The following is a 16284-nucleotide window of genomic DNA, read 5'->3' on the forward strand; positions in this document are numbered from 1 at the left end:
TTGGAGGAATACCATGAGTGCAAGAAAAATTCCACTGAGAAAGTGCATTGCATGTAATGAAATGAAGCCTAAGAAAGAATTGGTACGAGTAGTAAAGAATAAGGAAAACGAGGTAAGTGTTGATCTAACGGGAAAGGCAAATGGAAGAGGTGCATATATATGCCCTACCATTGAATGCTTTGAGGAGGCTTACAGAAATAAGAAGTTTCAGAGAGCCTTACAGACAGAAATAACTGAAGAGATATACTCCAGATTAAAGAACGTCATAGAGAAATAAAGGATCACCTTAAACAAACAGGAGGTGCAAGGTATGACAAAAGTAAGAATTTATGAACTAGCAAAAGAACTCAATATGTCCAGTAAAGCTTTGATGGAGAAAATTGAAGGACTTGAATTAAAAATCAACAGTCATATGAGTTCAATTGAAGATGAAGAAGCACAGCTTATCAAGGAGCTATTGACAGAGGAAAAGCCAGAAGATAAAACTGACATTGAAGATGAAGCTGATTTTTTAGATGAAGATGAAAAGCCTAAAGTAAAAAAACCAAAGAAAAAGCAACAAAAAATTGAAGAGACTCCAATAGAAAAAGAGGAAAAAAATATCGAAAAGAAGACTATTGAAATTGAATCAGAAGTAATTGTAAAAGACCTAGCTGAAATGATAGGGGTTAATGCTTCGCAGATCATAACAAAGCTAATTGGTCTAGGCGTTATGGTTAATCAGAATCAAGCCATAGACAGCGAAATTGCATCAATTGTAGCAGATGATTTTAATGTGGAAGTAAAGGCTCTTGAGCCTGAAGTTGAGCAAACAGAGGAAGATTTACTGGATTATGATGATGAACCAGAGGACATGCTGCCAAGACCTCCAGTTGTAACTGTTATGGGACACGTAGACCATGGTAAGACATCATTATTGGATGCAATCAGGCACACAAATGTAACTGATAAAGAGGCTGGTGGAATTACTCAGCATATTGGTGCATATGCAGTCAATGTAAACAACAAGAAAATAGTATTTTTGGATACACCGGGACATGAAGCATTTACATCAATGAGAGCAAGAGGTGCAAGTGTAACAGACGTTGCGATCCTAGTGGTAGCAGCTGATGATGGAGTAATGCCACAGACCGTGGAAGCAATAGCTCACGCGAAGGCAGCCGGCGTTCCAATAATTGTAGCAATCAACAAAATTGACAAACCAGATGCAAACCCTGACAGAGTGAAGCAGGAGCTTGCTGACAATGGACTGGTCCCAGAGGATTGGGGTGGAGATACAATTATTGTGCCAGTTTCAGCAATCCAAAGGACGGGAATAGAGGATTTGCTTGAAATGATACTATTGGTGGCCGACATGCAGGAATTAAAAGCTAATCCTGAGAGAAGGGCTGTAGGAACAATTATTGAAGCACAGCTAGACAAGGGGAAAGGACCTTTGGCAACGGTACTTGTTCAAAAGGGAACGTTACATGTTGGCGATATGGTAGTTTCAGGTTTGGCTAGTGGACGTATTAGAGCAATGCTGGATGAAAAGGGCAAGAATGTTAAGAAGGCAACTCCGTCAATACCAGTTATGATTTTGGGACTGTCAGAAGTTCCAAATGCAGGAGACCTACTGTTTGCAGTTGAAAATGAAAAAGCAGCAAGAAACTTGGCAGATGCAAGAAAAAATCAGTTAAGAGAGGCTCAGATGAAGCAATCATCAAAGGTTTCACTAGATGATTTGTTTGAAAAAATTAAGCTTGGAGAGGTCAAGGATCTTAATATAATCGTCAAGGGTGACGTTAGAGGATCAATAGAAGCACTTAGCCAATCACTGAACAAGCTGGACACTGAAGAGGTAAGGGTCAATCTAATACACGGTGGAGTCGGTGGAATTACCGAAAGTGATATTATGCTGGCATCAGCTTCAAATGCAATTGTTATTGGGTTTAATGTCAGACCAAACCTTAATGCTATAGAAGTTGCTAAAAAAGAAGATGTTGACATTAGAACCTACAGAATAATATATGAAGCCATAGAGGATATTCAAGCTGCTGTAAAGGGGATGCATGCACCAAAGATAGTTGAGGAAATACTTGGACGTGCTCAGGTTAGAGCAACCTTCAGGCTGCCCAATGGAAATACCATCGCTGGAATATATGTTGTAAGTGGCAAGATTACCAGGAATGCGAATATCAGACTGCTAAGGGACGATGTTGTCATTTTTGATGGTTCAGTGTCATCGCTGAAGAGATTCAAAGATGATGCCAAAGAGGTTTTAACTGGTTTTGAGGCTGGTTTGGGACTTGAGAACTTCAATGACATTAAAGAGGGAGACAATCTTGAGGCATATGTCCTGAAGGAAGTCAAAAAAGATTAGAGGTGTGACAAATGAATGAAAAAAGAATAAACCGAATTTCCGAGGAAGTTAAAAAGGTCGTTTCCGATCTTATTCAAAATGAGATCAAGGATCCTAGAATAAGCGGTATGCCCAGTGTAAATAAAGTTAGTGTAACCAAGGATCTTAGATTCGCCAAGATATATATATCTGTTTTGGGAAGTGAAGAGGACAAGGAAAGCACCATAGAAGGGCTTCAAAGTGCCAAGGGTTTTGTTAGAAAGGAAATCGGAAACAGAATCAATCTGAGACATGTTCCAGAGCCGATATTTATGCTGGATGAAAGCATAGAGCAGGCACTCTATATGTCGAAGCTTATTGAAGAAGTTAACAGAGACTCAAAGGAGGACTCTGATGCTAAGAAAGAGTGATCTTGATGCCCTTAAAGCTGATATAGAGACCAGTGAAACAATAGCCGTTGTCTCCCACATGAATCCAGATGGAGACAACCTGGGCTCCCTCTTGGCTGCAGGGCTATCCCTTGAAAAAGCGGGTAAAAGTATTTTGTTTGTAAAGGCAGACATAATACCTGAAGACTACAGATTTCTACCGGGAATCGAAAAGTTGGAAGCTGTGGATGATGAAATCCAAATGATAGACCTTTTGATGGTTTTAGACAGTAGTGATCCGGATAGACTGGGTGAAAATAAAATTCTTCTTGATAAATCCAAGAAGGTAGTAAATATAGACCATCACATAAGCAATACTGAGTATGGGGATATTAACATAGTTATGCCAGAGTTATCATCTACCGGGGAGATTTTATTCGCATTGCTGCTCCAAATGGAAATGCCAATTAATATCGATATTGCTTCCTTGATCTATATAGCCATGAGTACCGATACAGGTAGATTTACCTATCAGGGTGTTAATGGCAGAACCCATGAAACTGTTGCAAAGCTGTATGATTACGGTATTGATGCCTATGGATTAAATACCAAGCTATATCAAAGAAGAAGCTTAAAAAGAACAAAGCTATTCATAGAGGCAATATCAAAAATGGAGCTGTACAATGACAACAGGATCGGTCTTGTAAAAATCACAGGGAAGATGCTTGATGAAACTGGAACATCTATGGATGACACAGAAGGCATCGTTGAGTTCATAAGGGATACAGATTCAGTGGAGGCAGCATGTCTTTTGAAGGAAATTGATGAAAATGTTGTTAAAATAAGCTTGAGAACAAAGAATAGTGTTGATGCCAATAAGGTATGCAGCAGCTTCAACGGTGGAGGACACAGCAGGGCATCAGGTGCCACGGTTGAGGATACCATCGACAATGTTGAAAAAAGGTTGATAGAAGAGATAAACAAGTATCTATAGATAAGCAGGGTGAGTTGATGAATGGAATAATTAACTTTTTCAAACCAGCTGGTATGACTTCTCACGACGCAGTTGCATATTTCAGAAGACTACTTGGCACAAAAAAGGTAGGACATACTGGGACCCTGGATCCAATGGCTACAGGTGTTCTCCCAATTTGTGTGGGTAAGGGGACAAAAGTATCTGAGTATCTACTTGGGGTTGATAAGGAATATATTGCAGAGCTTACTTTGGGGACTTCATCCGATACCCAGGATAGAACAGGTACTGTGATAAATTCTTCAGATGAAATTGTGAGTGAGACTCAAATCAAACAGGTATTCGAATCGTTCAGAGGAGAGATATACCAGGTCCCACCTATGTATTCTGCAAAGAAAATAGGGGGTAGGAAATTATATGACCTTGCCAGAAATGGTATCGAAGTGGAGAGAGAACCAAGAAAAATAAATATCAAGGATATTAGGATTCTACACAATCAGGATAACAGGAAGATAACCTTCTATACAAGGTGTTCAAAGGGGACCTACATTAGGACAATATGCAATGACATAGGAGAACTCCTAGGAACATATGGACACATGTCCTACCTTTTAAGGGTTGGAGTGGGAGATTTCAAGATAGAAGATTCCTACGGCATGGATACTCTTAACGAAATGGATAAGGATGCTCTTGTAAATATAATTCAGCCTATGGATAATGCCATACTTTTTATGGATAGCGTTAATCTAGATGATAGATACTACAAACCCTTGACCAATGGAGTAAGGGTTGAGTTAAACAAAAAATTAGAAGTGGATACAAACAAGCTGCATAGAATATATGTTTCAAATGAATTTATAGGTATTGGAAATATCATTGAAGAAAATGACAGAAAAACACTAAAAATGGAAAAAGTATTGATCAGGTGAGAAAATGGAAATTATAAGGATTAACAATACAGATGAAACCAGGTTCGAGACATCTCTCGCATTGGGGAATTTTGACGGTGTCCACATAGGTCATCAAAAGCTCATAAAATCAATGATAGAAACCGCAAATAGGTCTAATCTTCATCCATCAATGATGATATTTGAGAACCACACAAAATCATTTGTATTCAAAAATGGACCCAGACTAATCAATAGTAATGTTCAAAAAAATAGATTCCTAGAGAAGCTGGGAGTTAAGACGCTTTACACAATGAAGTTTGATGATGAAATAATGAAACTTAGTCCACAGGAGTTTGTGAGATCTATATTGTATGGAAAGCTTAACTGTAGAGCAATCACTGTTGGACCTGACTATAAATTTGGATATAAGGCTCAGGGAGATGTAGATCTTTTGATTTCACTTAGCAAGGAACTAGGAATAAAGACTGAGATCATTCAACCGGTATACCATGATGATATACTGGTAAGCAGTACTCGAGTAAGAGATCATTTGACAGATGGGGAAATTGTCGAAGCCAATAGATTGTTGGGTAGACCCTTTAGTGTAATTGGGGAGGTTATTCACGGCAAAGGTTTGGGGAAAAAACTCGGTGTCCCAACTGCTAACATAAGACCAATGGACAAGTATGTAATACCGAAAAAAGGTATATATATGACATATACCGTTATAGATGGAAAAACCTATCCCAGTGCAACGAATATTGGAGTTAATCCAACATTTGATGAGGTAGACCTTAAAATAGAAAACCACATTATTGGCTTTGATGATGAAATCTATGGAAAGGAAATCGAGATATTCTTCCTTGAATATATAAGACCTGAAAAGAAATTTGACTCAGTGGAGGATCTCAAGAGTAGAATGCATGAGGATATCAGGTATATCAAACAAAAATCCGATTTACATTTATAGCAAAGTATGTTAAACTTTAAATGTTAAGGATTACCTTTGGCAATGCTTGTCGTTCCTCGGCGCCTGCATAGCTGATGGTGTACAAAAAAATATTTGGAGGTGCAAAAATGTTAACAAGAGAAGAAAAAGACAAGATTATGGAAGAGTATAAAATGCACGAAGGTGATACTGGATCACCAGAAGTACAGGTTGCACTGCTTACTCACAGAATCAATTCTGTAAACGAACACTTGCAATCACACAAGAAAGACCATCACTCAAGAAGAGGTCTGCTGAAAATGGTTGGACAGAGAAGAAATCTACTAAGATATTTACAGAATAAGGATATTGAAAGATATCGTTCTTTAATTGAAAAGCTTGGCATCAGAGGTTAATTAGAGCGGGACTTCCCGCTCTATTAGTTTATTAGACTATATATTTCGACACACAAATTAAGAACTTACAAGGAGGTAATTTATGGAAAGAAGATTCCACTACACCTTGGCAGGAAGAGAATTGACTATAACCACTGGAAAAGTGGCTGAACAGGCTAGCGGAGCTTGTTTGGTACAATACGGAGACACCGTGACAGTGGTAACAGCAACTCAATCCAAGAAACCAAAAGAAGGATTAGATTTCTTCCCGCTTAGCTGTGATTATGAAGAGAAGTTGTATTCAGTTGGAAAAATACCAGGTGGATTCATCAAAAGAGAAGGTAGACCTAGTGAAAAGGCGATTTTGACATCAAGATTGATTGATAGGCCAATAAGACCCTTGTTCCCTGATGGCTTCAGAAATGAGGTGCAGGTAGTTGCAACTGTGCTGTCAGTAGACCAGGACAGTAGCCCAGAAATTGCTGCTATGATTGGTTCATCGATTGCATTGTCAATATCAGACATCCCATTCGACGGGCCTACAGCATCTGTAAACGTAGGGTTGGTGGATGGAGAGATCATCATAAACCCAGATAGCAAGCAAAGAGAGATTTCCGAATTGGATTTGGTTGTATCGGGAACAAAGGATGCAATTATGATGGTGGAAGCAGGCGCCAAGTTTGTATCAGAGGAAACCATGCTTAACGCAATACTTACAGGTCATGCTGAGATAAAGAGGCTATGTGAGTTTATCGACGGTATCGTAGCTGAAGTAGGTAAGGAGAAGGTTGAGTATCAGGTATTCCTACCAGATGATGAAATACGATTAAAAGTAGAAGAAGTTGGCAAGGAAAAACTTGCTCAAGCTCTTAATACTGAAGATAAAGTAGAGAGAGAAGAAAAATTATCATTGGCAAAGGATGAAATACTCCAGGAGGTTTTGGAGGCTTTCCCTGAAGGTGAAAAGCACATAAGAGAAGTGATTGGTAATATAATTAAAAGCAATGTTAGAAAGCTAATAACAGAAGAATCAAGAAGACCTGATAATAGAGAGCTTGATGAAATAAGAGATATTAGTTCAGAGGTAGGTCTTCTACCTAGAGTACACGGTTCTGGTTTGTTTAATAGAGGTCAGACCCAGGTTCTAACAATTGCGACATTGGGTGCTTCAAGTGATGTTCAAATAATCGATGGTCTTGGTGATGACGAATCCAAAAGATACATGCATCATTACAACTTCCCAGCTTATTCAGTTGGTGAAACCAGACCTATGAGAGGACCTGGAAGGCGTGAAATCGGACATGGGGTGCTGGCAGAAAGAGCACTTGAACCTGTCATTCCTTCGGAAGATGAGTTCCCTTACACTTTGAGATTGGTTTCTGAAGTTCTCAGCTCCAATGGGTCGACTTCTCAGGCAAGTGTTTGCGGCAGCACACTGGCACTTCTAGATGCAGGGGTTCCGATAAAGGCTCCAGTAGCTGGAATAGCCATGGGATTAATCAAGGAGAATGATAATGTTGCAATATTGACAGACATTCAGGGTCTAGAGGATCACCTTGGAGATATGGACTTCAAAGTAGCAGGAACTAGTGAAGGAATCACTGCTATCCAGATGGACATCAAGATTTCTGGCATTAGTGAGGAGATCATGAGAGTAGCACTTGAAAAAGCAAGAGTTGCCCGACTGTATATCCTTGAAAGAATGGCAGAAACAATAGCACAACCTAGAGAGGAAATGTCACCATATGCACCAAGAATACAGACATTGCAGGTGCATCCTGACAAAATCAGAATGATTATTGGGCCAGGTGGAAAGGTAATAAACAAAATTATCGATGAAACTGGAGTCAAGATTGATATTGATGATACTGGAAAAGTGTCCATTGTATCAAATGATGGAGAAGGAAGCAGAAGAGCTATCGAAATGATAGAAACCATAATTAAGGAAGTTGAAGCAGGAGAGATTTATAAAGGCAAGGTTACCAAGATAATGAATTTTGGAGCCTTTGTAGAGGTACTACCCGGCAAAGAAGGACTTGTTCACATATCTCAACTTGCAAAGGAAAGAGTCAATAAGGTAGAAGATGTTGTTTCTGTCGGAGATGAGATAATGGTTAAAGTCATGGAGATTGACAAACAAGGTAGGATTAACCTTTCTAGAAAAGTGCTTCTTAAGGAAGAACCAAAAACTGAAGAAGATACTGAAAACAAAGATAAATAGAACCAGAACATGAACCTTAAATCGGTTCATGTTTATTTTTGTTAACAAATGTGTTAATAATTGATAAAATAGAATTTGAGATCGACATTTGGAGGAATTAATGTATACAGTAAAGAAGTTAGAAAATGGAATAAAAGTTATAATGCATCAAATTCCCTATTTGAAATCAGCAACCATTGGGATTATTGTAAACAGTGGATCTTTTTTCGAAGACAAGGAAAACAATGGAGTATCCCATTTTATCGAGCATATGCTGTTCAAGGGTACAAAAAGGAGAACAGCTAGGGAGATAGCGGAGGCAATGGATGACATCGGAGGTCAGGTAAATGCATTTACAAGTAAGGAACATACCTGTTTTTATGGAAAGGTCATAGACGAACACCTACCAATTGCCATAGATGTACTTGGAGATATGATAACAAACTCCACTTTCAATGAAAATGAGATTCAAAAGGAAAAGGGAGTTATAATAGAAGAAATTAACATGTACAAAGATTTTCCCGAAGATTTGGTTTTTGAAATGCTGACAGAACAAACCTATCGGGATATTAGCCTTGCCTATCCAATACTTGGTACAACTGACTCAGTCAATACCTTCAATAGAGATATAATCTATTCATATTTCATCAAAAAATATGTACCGGAGGACATGGTAGTTTCAGTTGTCGGAAGCTTCTCTGAGGAGCAGGTCATTGAACTGCTCAACAAAGAGCTTGGTACCTTTAACAGAAACAGCAAGGGAGATGAGAATATTCCTTCCTATGATTTTGATGCTGGGCGTTCAATTATGGGCTTGTATAAAGATATTGAACAGCTTAATATTGCCATGGGATTTCAAGGTCCATCCACATATTCGGATGATATTTTCCCAATGATGATTGTAAACAACATACTGGGAGGAACAATCAGTTCCAGACTGTTCCAGGAAATAAGGGAGAATAGAGGACTGGTATATACAATCGAATCCTCGCTAACATCCTACAATGGTGCTGGAATGTTGTCAATTTATGCTGGTTTGACCAAGGACAATTTACATTCCGTGTCAGAACTTATCAAGTATGAGATTAATCAGCTCAAGAAAAATCTTATATCTGCTAAAGAGCTTGAGAAATCCAAGGAGCACCTTAAAGGAAGCTACATTCTGAGTCTGGAAGGCACTTTTAGCAAAATGTACGAAATGGGGAAAAACCTTTTGCATGGCAGACCAATAGAGACTCCAGAAATTGTACTTGAACACATCAACAATATCAGGATGGATGATATTGAGAGAGTGGTTCAGAAGTATCTTTTGTGGAATCAAATGAATATTGCATATGTAGGTCCTGTTAAGAATGTCGATAAATTAAATGAAGAACTGAAATCAATTTTTGAATGATGGGAGGAATTATCAAATGAAAGTAAATATTGTTAATAAGGGTAGTCTATCTTTACCTGAATACAAGACAGAAGGAGCATCAGGAATTGATCTGATGGCAAATCTTAAAAATGCCATAGTACTTAATCCTATGGAAAGATTCATGGTACCCACTGGTCTTTTTGTGGAAATCCCAGAGGGTTATGAAGCTCAGATAAGAGGTAGGAGTGGATTGGCAGCAAAGAATGGTATCACTCTTGCCAATGGAGTAGGAACGATTGATAGTGATTATAGAGGTGAAATAAAGGTAATTCTCATAAACCTAGGGAATGAGCCCTTCGAGATTAAGCATGGAGATAGAATTGCGCAGATGATACTTGCAAAATACGAGAAAATAGAATTCAACCTGGTGGATTATCTTGAAGAGACAGACAGAGGCTCAGGAGGGTTTGGTCACACTGGTTTGTAGTTCCATTAATTACCTGGAGCTACAGGATGAGAAACAACATTAAATGTGTTATAATCAAGTTATGTATTTATCACTAAGATGAAATCTACTATGAATCAATATTTTCATATATGGGATTTGTGTACGAGGAGGTAAACTTTTGAATTGGATAGAAGCAATAGTTTTAGGTATATTTCAAGGTGTGGCAGAATTTCTCCCAATTAGTAGTTCCGGCCACCTGGCGTTGTTACAGCACATGTTCGGAATAACTGAGGGAAACCTGTTTTTTACAGAAATGCTTCATTTTGGTACTCTGATATCAATAGTTATAGTTTATTTTGAGGATGTTAAGAGGATTGTAATAGAGTTTCTAAGTTTACTGGGTAATCTATTGACAGGTAGAAAGATTGGAGATCTGACTGATCATCAAAGACTTGGTCTTCTTATTATTGCAGGTTCAGTTCCTACAGCCATAATTGGAATAACATTTGAGGATTTTTTCGAATCACTTTATACTTCTTTGATTCCAATAGGAATTGCCCTATTGGTAACAGGATTTTTATTATGGTTTGCAGAGAAAAAAGGAACTGAGAACAAGGACATTCAGAAGATGTCTTTAGTTGATTCATTGATAATCGGAACCTTTCAGGGATTGGCGATAATCCCTGGAATCTCAAGATCAGGTTCTACCATAGTAGCGGGATTGCTTAGAGGATTAAAGAAGCCACTCACAACTGAGTTTTCATTCCTGTTGGCACTACCTGCAACCTTTGGAGCGTTTCTAATGGGAATCATAAAGGTATTTAAAGGTGGGGACGGAGTAATTGTAAACACGCCACTTGTAGTTGGGGTTATATTGTCAACTGGTGTAGGAATAGTATCCATAAAAGCACTTATAAAAATTCTTAACAGAAACAAACTCCACTATTTTTCATACTATCTATGGATAGTTGGAGCCATTACAATAATCAGTCAGTTGATATGACAGAGGTGAAATAGATGAAAAAAAAGACAGCAACAAAAAACGGCAGAAAAAGCAATGGGAAAACTCCTAACAAAATGAACACTGATATTTTGGGAATGATTATTCTGGCTGTTGGTGTTATAGTGCTCATAAGTCTATTCAGCACAAGGATGGGGATAATTGGTAATGTCATAAATGGGACAACCTTTTCTATGATGGGCTTTGGGGGATATTTTTTTCCGCTATTTATAATAGGTGCCGGTATTGTACTATTGCTGGAGAGGTTTGACAAAATTCAGCTAAGAATCATCCTTTCCCTTTCTATAATATTTATTGGGTTTTTAATTGTACTAGATGGAATAAACCCTCTAGATCTGTCATTTCTTGAAAGGATAAGGCAGGGAGTAGAAATTTCAAAGGCCAACAGAGGCGGAGGATTGTTAGGAAGCTTTTTTGGATTTTTCTTCTATAAATTGTTTGGATCAATAGGTACATATGTGGTTGTTGCATTTGCAATTACAGTCAGTTTATTGATAATAACAAACCTGACTGTGAAAGAAGTAATTTTAAAAGCAAAAAAAATCAAACCTCAAATGAATACTGTCACTACAAGAAAAAAAACGAAAGCAGTATCTAGTGAAAGGACCAATAATAACGCAAAAGAACTTAGTGAAGATGTTGAGCAAATAAGAATAACAGACTATTCCTCGCAGTTTCAAGCTGAGGAACATGAGGGATTACAACAAAAGACACCAAAGAAAAAACCAATCAAGCTGGATGAGGAGACTGTCCAGAAGGAAGCCGTTCACATAGATTCACAGGTGAAGGAAAAACAAGTACAGGCACAAAAAATAGTATATAGGGTACCTCCAATGTCCCTCTTGACTTCACCTGGGAAGAAAAGTGAGTCAAATGATAGAAAACTGATACTGGATAATGCCAGAATGATCGAGGAGACAATGAAGAACTTTGGAATTGAGGCTTCGGTATCCCATATCAATGTTGGACCAACCATAACATGCTATGAACTTTCACCTGCACCTGGAATAAAGCTAAGCAGAATTGTTTCACTTTCTGATAATATAGCATTGAGTCTGGCGTCCTCAGACATTAGAATTGAAGCTCCTATTCCTGGGAAAGCTGCAGTGGGAATAGAGGTGCCCAATAAGGTAAAGGATATGGTTCTCTTCAAGGAACTAATCCAGTCTAGAGAATTTGCTGATATAAATACGGATATTCCTCTGGCATTGGGCAAGGACATAAATGGGAAGGTTGTTGTGTCTTCAATAGATAAAATGCCTCATCTTCTCATAGCAGGTGCTACAGGTTCAGGCAAGAGTGTTTGCATCAATACGATAATAATGAGTCTTGCCTATAAGAGTTCCCCAGACGATGTAAAACTGCTACTAATTGACCCAAAGGTTGTTGAATTAAGCGTTTACAATGGAATCCCACACCTTTTGATTCCAGTTGTTACGGATGCAAAAAAAGCAGCATTTGCACTTAACTGGGCTGTTGGAGAAATGGAAAAACGATACAAGCTTTTTGCAAAGAATAACGTAAGGGACATCAAATCATACAATGAGAAGCATGGAGAAGATGGTGAGAAGCTACCTAAAATAGTAATAGTTATCGATGAACTTGCCGATCTTATGATGGTGGCAGCACAGGAAATTGAGGACTATATTGCCAGATTGGCACAAATGGCAAGGGCAGCTGGAATGTATCTGATTGTAGCGACTCAGAGGCCGTCTGTAGATGTCATAACAGGCACAATCAAGGCAAATATACCTTCAAGAATAAGCTTTGCAGTGTCATCCCAAGTGGATTCCAGAACAATCCTTGACATGGCAGGGGCTGAAAAGCTTCTTGGGCAGGGTGATATGCTCTTCTATCCTTCAAGTTATTCGAAGCCTGTTAGACTACAGGGTGCTTTCATCTCAAACAAGGAGGTTGAAGACGTGGTATCATTTCTGCAAAAGCAAAATGAAACAATGTACGATGAGGATGTCATAGAGATTGTGCAGAACTCCAAGAATATTGATATGCATGAAACAGATGAGCTGCTCTCAGAGGCTGTAAACCTTGTTGTTAATGAGGGGGTAGCCTCCATATCACTGCTACAGAGAAAACTGCGCATAGGCTATGCCAGAGCCGCTAGATTGATAGATGAGATGGAGGTTCGAGGAATAGTCGGAGGCTTCGAAGGGAGTAAGCCCAGAAAAGTACTTGTCAGTGAAGAAGATTTTGAAGAGGATTAGGAGAGATTAAATGAATAGGAAAACAGTAAACATAGTTACATTGGGATGTTCAAAGAACGAAGTGGACTCTGAGCTAATGCAGAGCATACTTGACAAGGAAAACTTCATCTATTCTGATAACCCTTTGGATTCAGAAGTCATAATTGTTAATACCTGTGGTTTTATTGAAGCGGCAAAAGAAGAATCAATAGATACTATATTGGAAATGTCCAAATATAAAATAGAAGGAAAATGTAAGCATCTAATTCTCGCAGGCTGTTTGGCTCAAAGATATTCATCTGAGCTGATGGATGAGATGCCTGAAGTTGATGCAATAATGGGCACCGGTAATATCAAGGATCTGAATAGTATTCTTGATGGTTTAAAGGAAGATAAAAAAATTATCCAATCAAACGATGTGGATAGTTCGTACCTGGAGGGAGTTAATAGAATTGTTTCTTCCCCCACAGCATATGTTAGAATATCCGAAGGCTGCGATAACCTTTGCACATACTGCATAATTCCGGCATTGCGTGGTAAACATAGAAGCAGAAAAATGGAGGATGTAATTGCTGAGGTTGTGTATCTTGCTGAACAGGACGTGAAGGAGGTAATCCTAATCGCTCAGAACACTTCAGACTATGGAATAGATATCTATGGGGATTACACCTTACATCTTTTACTTGATAAATTGAATGAGATAGAGGGATTGGAGTTTATAAGACTCCTTTATCTGTATCCGGATAATATTGATGACAAGCTTATTAACAGCATAAAGCGAAATTCGAAGGTCGCTCATTACCTTGACATGCCACTTCAGCATGCAAGTGACAATGTATTGAAAAAAATGAACAGAAGAACTACAAAGAAGAGCATTAGGAAGACAATTGAAAAGTTGAGGAAAGAGATTCCTGACATCGTTCTTAGAACAACATTTATTGTTGGATTCCCTGGGGAAACTGAAGATGATTTCCAGGAGCTATATGATTTTATAAAGGATGTTAGATTTGACAAATTGGGTGTATTCACATACTCAAAGGAGGAGAACACTCCAGCGTTCAATATGCCAGGGCAAATTGAAGAAAGTACCAAGGAAATACGCAGGGATAGACTAATGGAGCTGCAAAGAACAATTTCTGAAAGTCTTATGAGTGAGAAGGTAGGGAAAATATACAAGGTTCTGGTTGAAGACCTGGCTGAAGAAGGACTTTACATCGGTCGTAGCTATATGGACAGTCCTGAAATAGATGGGGTAATATATTTTAGATCCGTTGAGGAACATGATGCTGGTGATGTGGTATTTGTTAAAACAGATGAGTATCTCGAATATGATCTAATGGGGGAGTTAACAGATGAATCTTGCCAATAAGATTACTTTATTCAGAGTCTTTTTGGTTCCGATTTTCGTGGTATCATTTATACTCGAAAGTCCCGGAACTACCTATATTTCTGCAATTATATTCGTGTTTGCATCACTTACGGATACATTGGATGGATATATTGCTCGAAGCAGAAATCTTGTAACCAATTTTGGGAAGTTCGTTGACCCATTGGCAGACAAGGTTTTGACATCTGCTGCCTTGATCCTGTTGGTCGGTGCTGGAGCCATCCCATCGTGGGTTGTTATCCTGATTGTAACTAGGGAATTCACAATATCTGGATTCAGGATAATAGCTGCTTCAGAGGGAGTTACAATAGCGGCCAGCCCATGGGGAAAACTTAAGACAATAAGCCAGCTTATTGCAATAGTTTTGCTTTTACTTGGAAATTTTCCATTTAATTATCTATCAATACCCATGGATCAGATAATGCTCTACATTGCTTTGATATTGACTGTTATATCCGGTGTTGACTACATAGTACGAAATATCGGAACATTGAACATGAAAGACATTTGATTGGAGACTGATTGATGAGAGCTGAAATAATTACCATAGGAACTGAAATAATGCTTGGAAGTATCCTTAATACAAATGTGACATACCTTTCTAGACGTCTGATGGAGCTTGGCATCGAAACCCTTTATCACACCTCGGTTGATGATGACTATGAAAGATTGGAGAATGTATTAACCTTGGCCATTGAAAGAGCTGACATCATAATAACCACTGGTGGACTTGGACCTACGGATGATGACCTGACAAAGGAAGCTTTGACAAATGTTACAGGTAGAGCACTTGTAGCCGATATTAATATGGAAGAGCATATAAAACACTATTTTGCATATTCCAAAAGAGATATGACGTTGAACAATCTCAAGCAAGCTATGAAGCCGGAAGGGGCTGATTTTATAGATAATCCTCGGGGAACTGCTCCAGGGATTTATATGGAATGGAACAACAGGAAGATTGTAATGATGCCAGGGCCACCACGAGAAATGAAGCCAATGTTTGAGGATAATGTTGTAAATTTAATCAAAGATGATCATATCATAATTGTTAAGTCAATAAATACATCTGGCTTGGGTGAATCTACACTGGGAACACAATTAAAACATTTAGACCTATCATATCCTGATTTTACAATTACCACATATGCGGGTTCTGGTAGTGTGGAAATAAAGGTTATTGGAAGAGGGAAGGATAAGCATAGACTTGAAAAGGATTCAGAGGAAATAGTTGAAAGAATTAGAATGGAAATTGGAGAACATATCTATGGATATGGAGTTTCTTCCATTGAGGGTGCAATTATTGAAATGCTGATTCATAATGACATGAAAATGGCAGTATGCGAATCAGTTACAGGTGGGAATCTATCCAAAAAGCTAACCAGTATACCAGGTGCTTCAAAATCATTTGACAGAGGCCTTGTAACATATAGCAATAATTCCAAGATTCAAGAGTTGGGAGTTTCAGAAGAAGCATTAGAAAAATTTGGAGTAGTCAGTCGTGAAGTAGCTTACCAGATGGCAAATGGACTGATTGAAAAGAGCAATACAGATATTGTGGTTGCAACCACTGGCTATGCCGGTCCGGATGAGGATCCCAATGTTAAAACTGGACTCATATTTATTTGTATCCTAACGAAAGACAGTCATGAGATTCATGAAAGGATATTTTCTGGAGACAGAGATACCATCCAGGAGAGAGCTACAAACTTTGCCCTTTGGAATGTTTACAATTTTATAAATAAAAAGTTGACTTCAACAACTCTGTAGTGTAA

At 38.5% G+C, this 16284-nt stretch carries 15 protein-coding genes; all 15 read left to right on the forward strand.

Annotated features, from left to right (window positions below; translation table 11 throughout):
- Positions 1–13: 13 nt before the first annotated feature.
- A complete protein-coding gene (gene rnpM, locus ACKVDP_RS03815) occupies positions 14–277 on the forward strand; it encodes an RNase P modulator RnpM (RefSeq protein ID WP_409227478.1) in 264 nt (87 codons plus the stop codon).
- A gap of 33 nt (positions 278–310) precedes the next feature.
- Positions 311–2362 carry a translation initiation factor IF-2 gene (infB, locus tag ACKVDP_RS03820; RefSeq protein ID WP_409227479.1) on the forward strand — a complete coding sequence of 684 codons (2052 nt, stop codon included), beginning with the start codon at positions 311–313 and terminating at the stop codon, positions 2360–2362.
- A gap of 11 nt (positions 2363–2373) precedes the next feature.
- Positions 2374–2751, forward strand: a complete 378-nt coding sequence (rbfA, locus tag ACKVDP_RS03825) for a 30S ribosome-binding factor RbfA (protein ID WP_409227480.1) — start codon at positions 2374–2376, stop codon at positions 2749–2751.
- Positions 2735–3703, forward strand: a complete 969-nt coding sequence (locus tag ACKVDP_RS03830; protein WP_409227481.1) for a DHH family phosphoesterase — start codon at positions 2735–2737, stop codon at positions 3701–3703. Before rbfA ends, ACKVDP_RS03830 begins: the two co-directional genes overlap by 17 nt.
- A 17-nt stretch (positions 3704–3720) precedes the next feature.
- Positions 3721–4611: a tRNA pseudouridine(55) synthase TruB gene (truB, locus tag ACKVDP_RS03835; RefSeq protein ID WP_409227482.1), complete on the forward strand. Its 891-nt coding sequence runs from the start codon at positions 3721–3723 to the stop codon at positions 4609–4611.
- A gap of 4 nt (positions 4612–4615) precedes the next feature.
- Entirely contained in the window at positions 4616–5542 is a 927-nt protein-coding gene (locus tag ACKVDP_RS03840; protein WP_409227483.1) for a bifunctional riboflavin kinase/FAD synthetase, read from the forward strand.
- A gap of 107 nt (positions 5543–5649) precedes the next feature.
- On the forward strand, positions 5650–5916 hold the full coding sequence (gene rpsO, locus ACKVDP_RS03845) for a 30S ribosomal protein S15 (protein ID WP_409227484.1): 267 nt from the start codon (positions 5650–5652) through the stop codon (positions 5914–5916).
- A gap of 82 nt (positions 5917–5998) precedes the next feature.
- A complete protein-coding gene (locus ACKVDP_RS03850; RefSeq protein WP_409227485.1) occupies positions 5999–8116 on the forward strand; it encodes a polyribonucleotide nucleotidyltransferase in 2118 nt (705 codons plus the stop codon).
- Between the two features lie 100 nt (positions 8117–8216).
- Complete coding sequence (locus ACKVDP_RS03855) at positions 8217–9491, forward strand: M16 family metallopeptidase (RefSeq protein ID WP_409227486.1); 1275 nt, start codon at positions 8217–8219, stop codon at positions 9489–9491.
- A 16-nt stretch (positions 9492–9507) separates the two neighbouring features.
- Positions 9508–9939: a dUTP diphosphatase gene (gene dut / locus ACKVDP_RS03860; RefSeq protein WP_409227487.1), complete on the forward strand. Its 432-nt coding sequence runs from the start codon at positions 9508–9510 to the stop codon at positions 9937–9939.
- Between the two features lie 139 nt (positions 9940–10078).
- Complete coding sequence (locus ACKVDP_RS03865; RefSeq protein ID WP_409227488.1) at positions 10079–10903, forward strand: undecaprenyl-diphosphate phosphatase; 825 nt, start codon at positions 10079–10081, stop codon at positions 10901–10903.
- 14 nt (positions 10904–10917) lie between these two features.
- Complete coding sequence (locus ACKVDP_RS03870) at positions 10918–13143, forward strand: DNA translocase FtsK (protein WP_409227489.1); 2226 nt, start codon at positions 10918–10920, stop codon at positions 13141–13143.
- 10 nt (positions 13144–13153) lie between these two features.
- Positions 13154–14491 carry a 30S ribosomal protein S12 methylthiotransferase RimO gene (gene rimO, locus ACKVDP_RS03875; protein WP_409227490.1) on the forward strand — a complete coding sequence of 446 codons (1338 nt, stop codon included), beginning with the start codon at positions 13154–13156 and terminating at the stop codon, positions 14489–14491.
- Positions 14475–15020, forward strand: coding sequence for a CDP-diacylglycerol--glycerol-3-phosphate 3-phosphatidyltransferase (pgsA, locus tag ACKVDP_RS03880; protein ID WP_409227491.1), 546 nt, complete (start codon positions 14475–14477; stop codon positions 15018–15020). The genes rimO and pgsA overlap by 17 nt, the downstream gene beginning before the upstream one ends.
- A gap of 14 nt (positions 15021–15034) precedes the next feature.
- The gene (locus ACKVDP_RS03885; protein ID WP_409227492.1) at positions 15035–16279 is read left to right on the forward strand and encodes a competence/damage-inducible protein A; all 1245 of its coding nucleotides are present in this window, start codon (positions 15035–15037) and stop codon (positions 16277–16279) included.
- Positions 16280–16284: the final 5 nt, after the last annotated feature.

The sequence above is a fragment of the Gudongella ferriphila genome (assembly GCF_046224405.1).
In the GTDB taxonomy this organism is placed as follows: domain Bacteria; phylum Bacillota; class Clostridia; order Tissierellales; family Tissierellaceae; genus Gudongella.

Coding starts and splice junctions, on each gene's coding strand:
- rnpM (WP_409227478.1), top strand. CDS start 14: ATGAGTGCAAGAAAAATTCCACTGAGAAAGTGCATTGCATGTAATGAA.
- infB (WP_409227479.1), top strand. CDS start 311: ATGACAAAAGTAAGAATTTATGAACTAGCAAAAGAACTCAATATGTCC.
- rbfA (WP_409227480.1), top strand. CDS start 2,374: ATGAATGAAAAAAGAATAAACCGAATTTCCGAGGAAGTTAAAAAGGTC.
- ACKVDP_RS03830 (WP_409227481.1), top strand. CDS start 2,735: ATGCTAAGAAAGAGTGATCTTGATGCCCTTAAAGCTGATATAGAGACC.
- truB (WP_409227482.1), top strand. CDS start 3,721: ATGAATGGAATAATTAACTTTTTCAAACCAGCTGGTATGACTTCTCAC.
- ACKVDP_RS03840 (WP_409227483.1), top strand. CDS start 4,616: ATGGAAATTATAAGGATTAACAATACAGATGAAACCAGGTTCGAGACA.
- rpsO (WP_409227484.1), top strand. CDS start 5,650: ATGTTAACAAGAGAAGAAAAAGACAAGATTATGGAAGAGTATAAAATG.
- ACKVDP_RS03850 (WP_409227485.1), top strand. CDS start 5,999: ATGGAAAGAAGATTCCACTACACCTTGGCAGGAAGAGAATTGACTATA.
- ACKVDP_RS03855 (WP_409227486.1), top strand. CDS start 8,217: ATGTATACAGTAAAGAAGTTAGAAAATGGAATAAAAGTTATAATGCAT.
- dut (WP_409227487.1), top strand. CDS start 9,508: ATGAAAGTAAATATTGTTAATAAGGGTAGTCTATCTTTACCTGAATAC.
- ACKVDP_RS03870 (WP_409227489.1), top strand. CDS start 10,918: ATGAAAAAAAAGACAGCAACAAAAAACGGCAGAAAAAGCAATGGGAAA.
- rimO (WP_409227490.1), top strand. CDS start 13,154: ATGAATAGGAAAACAGTAAACATAGTTACATTGGGATGTTCAAAGAAC.
- pgsA (WP_409227491.1), top strand. CDS start 14,475: ATGAATCTTGCCAATAAGATTACTTTATTCAGAGTCTTTTTGGTTCCG.
- ACKVDP_RS03885 (WP_409227492.1), top strand. CDS start 15,035: ATGAGAGCTGAAATAATTACCATAGGAACTGAAATAATGCTTGGAAGT.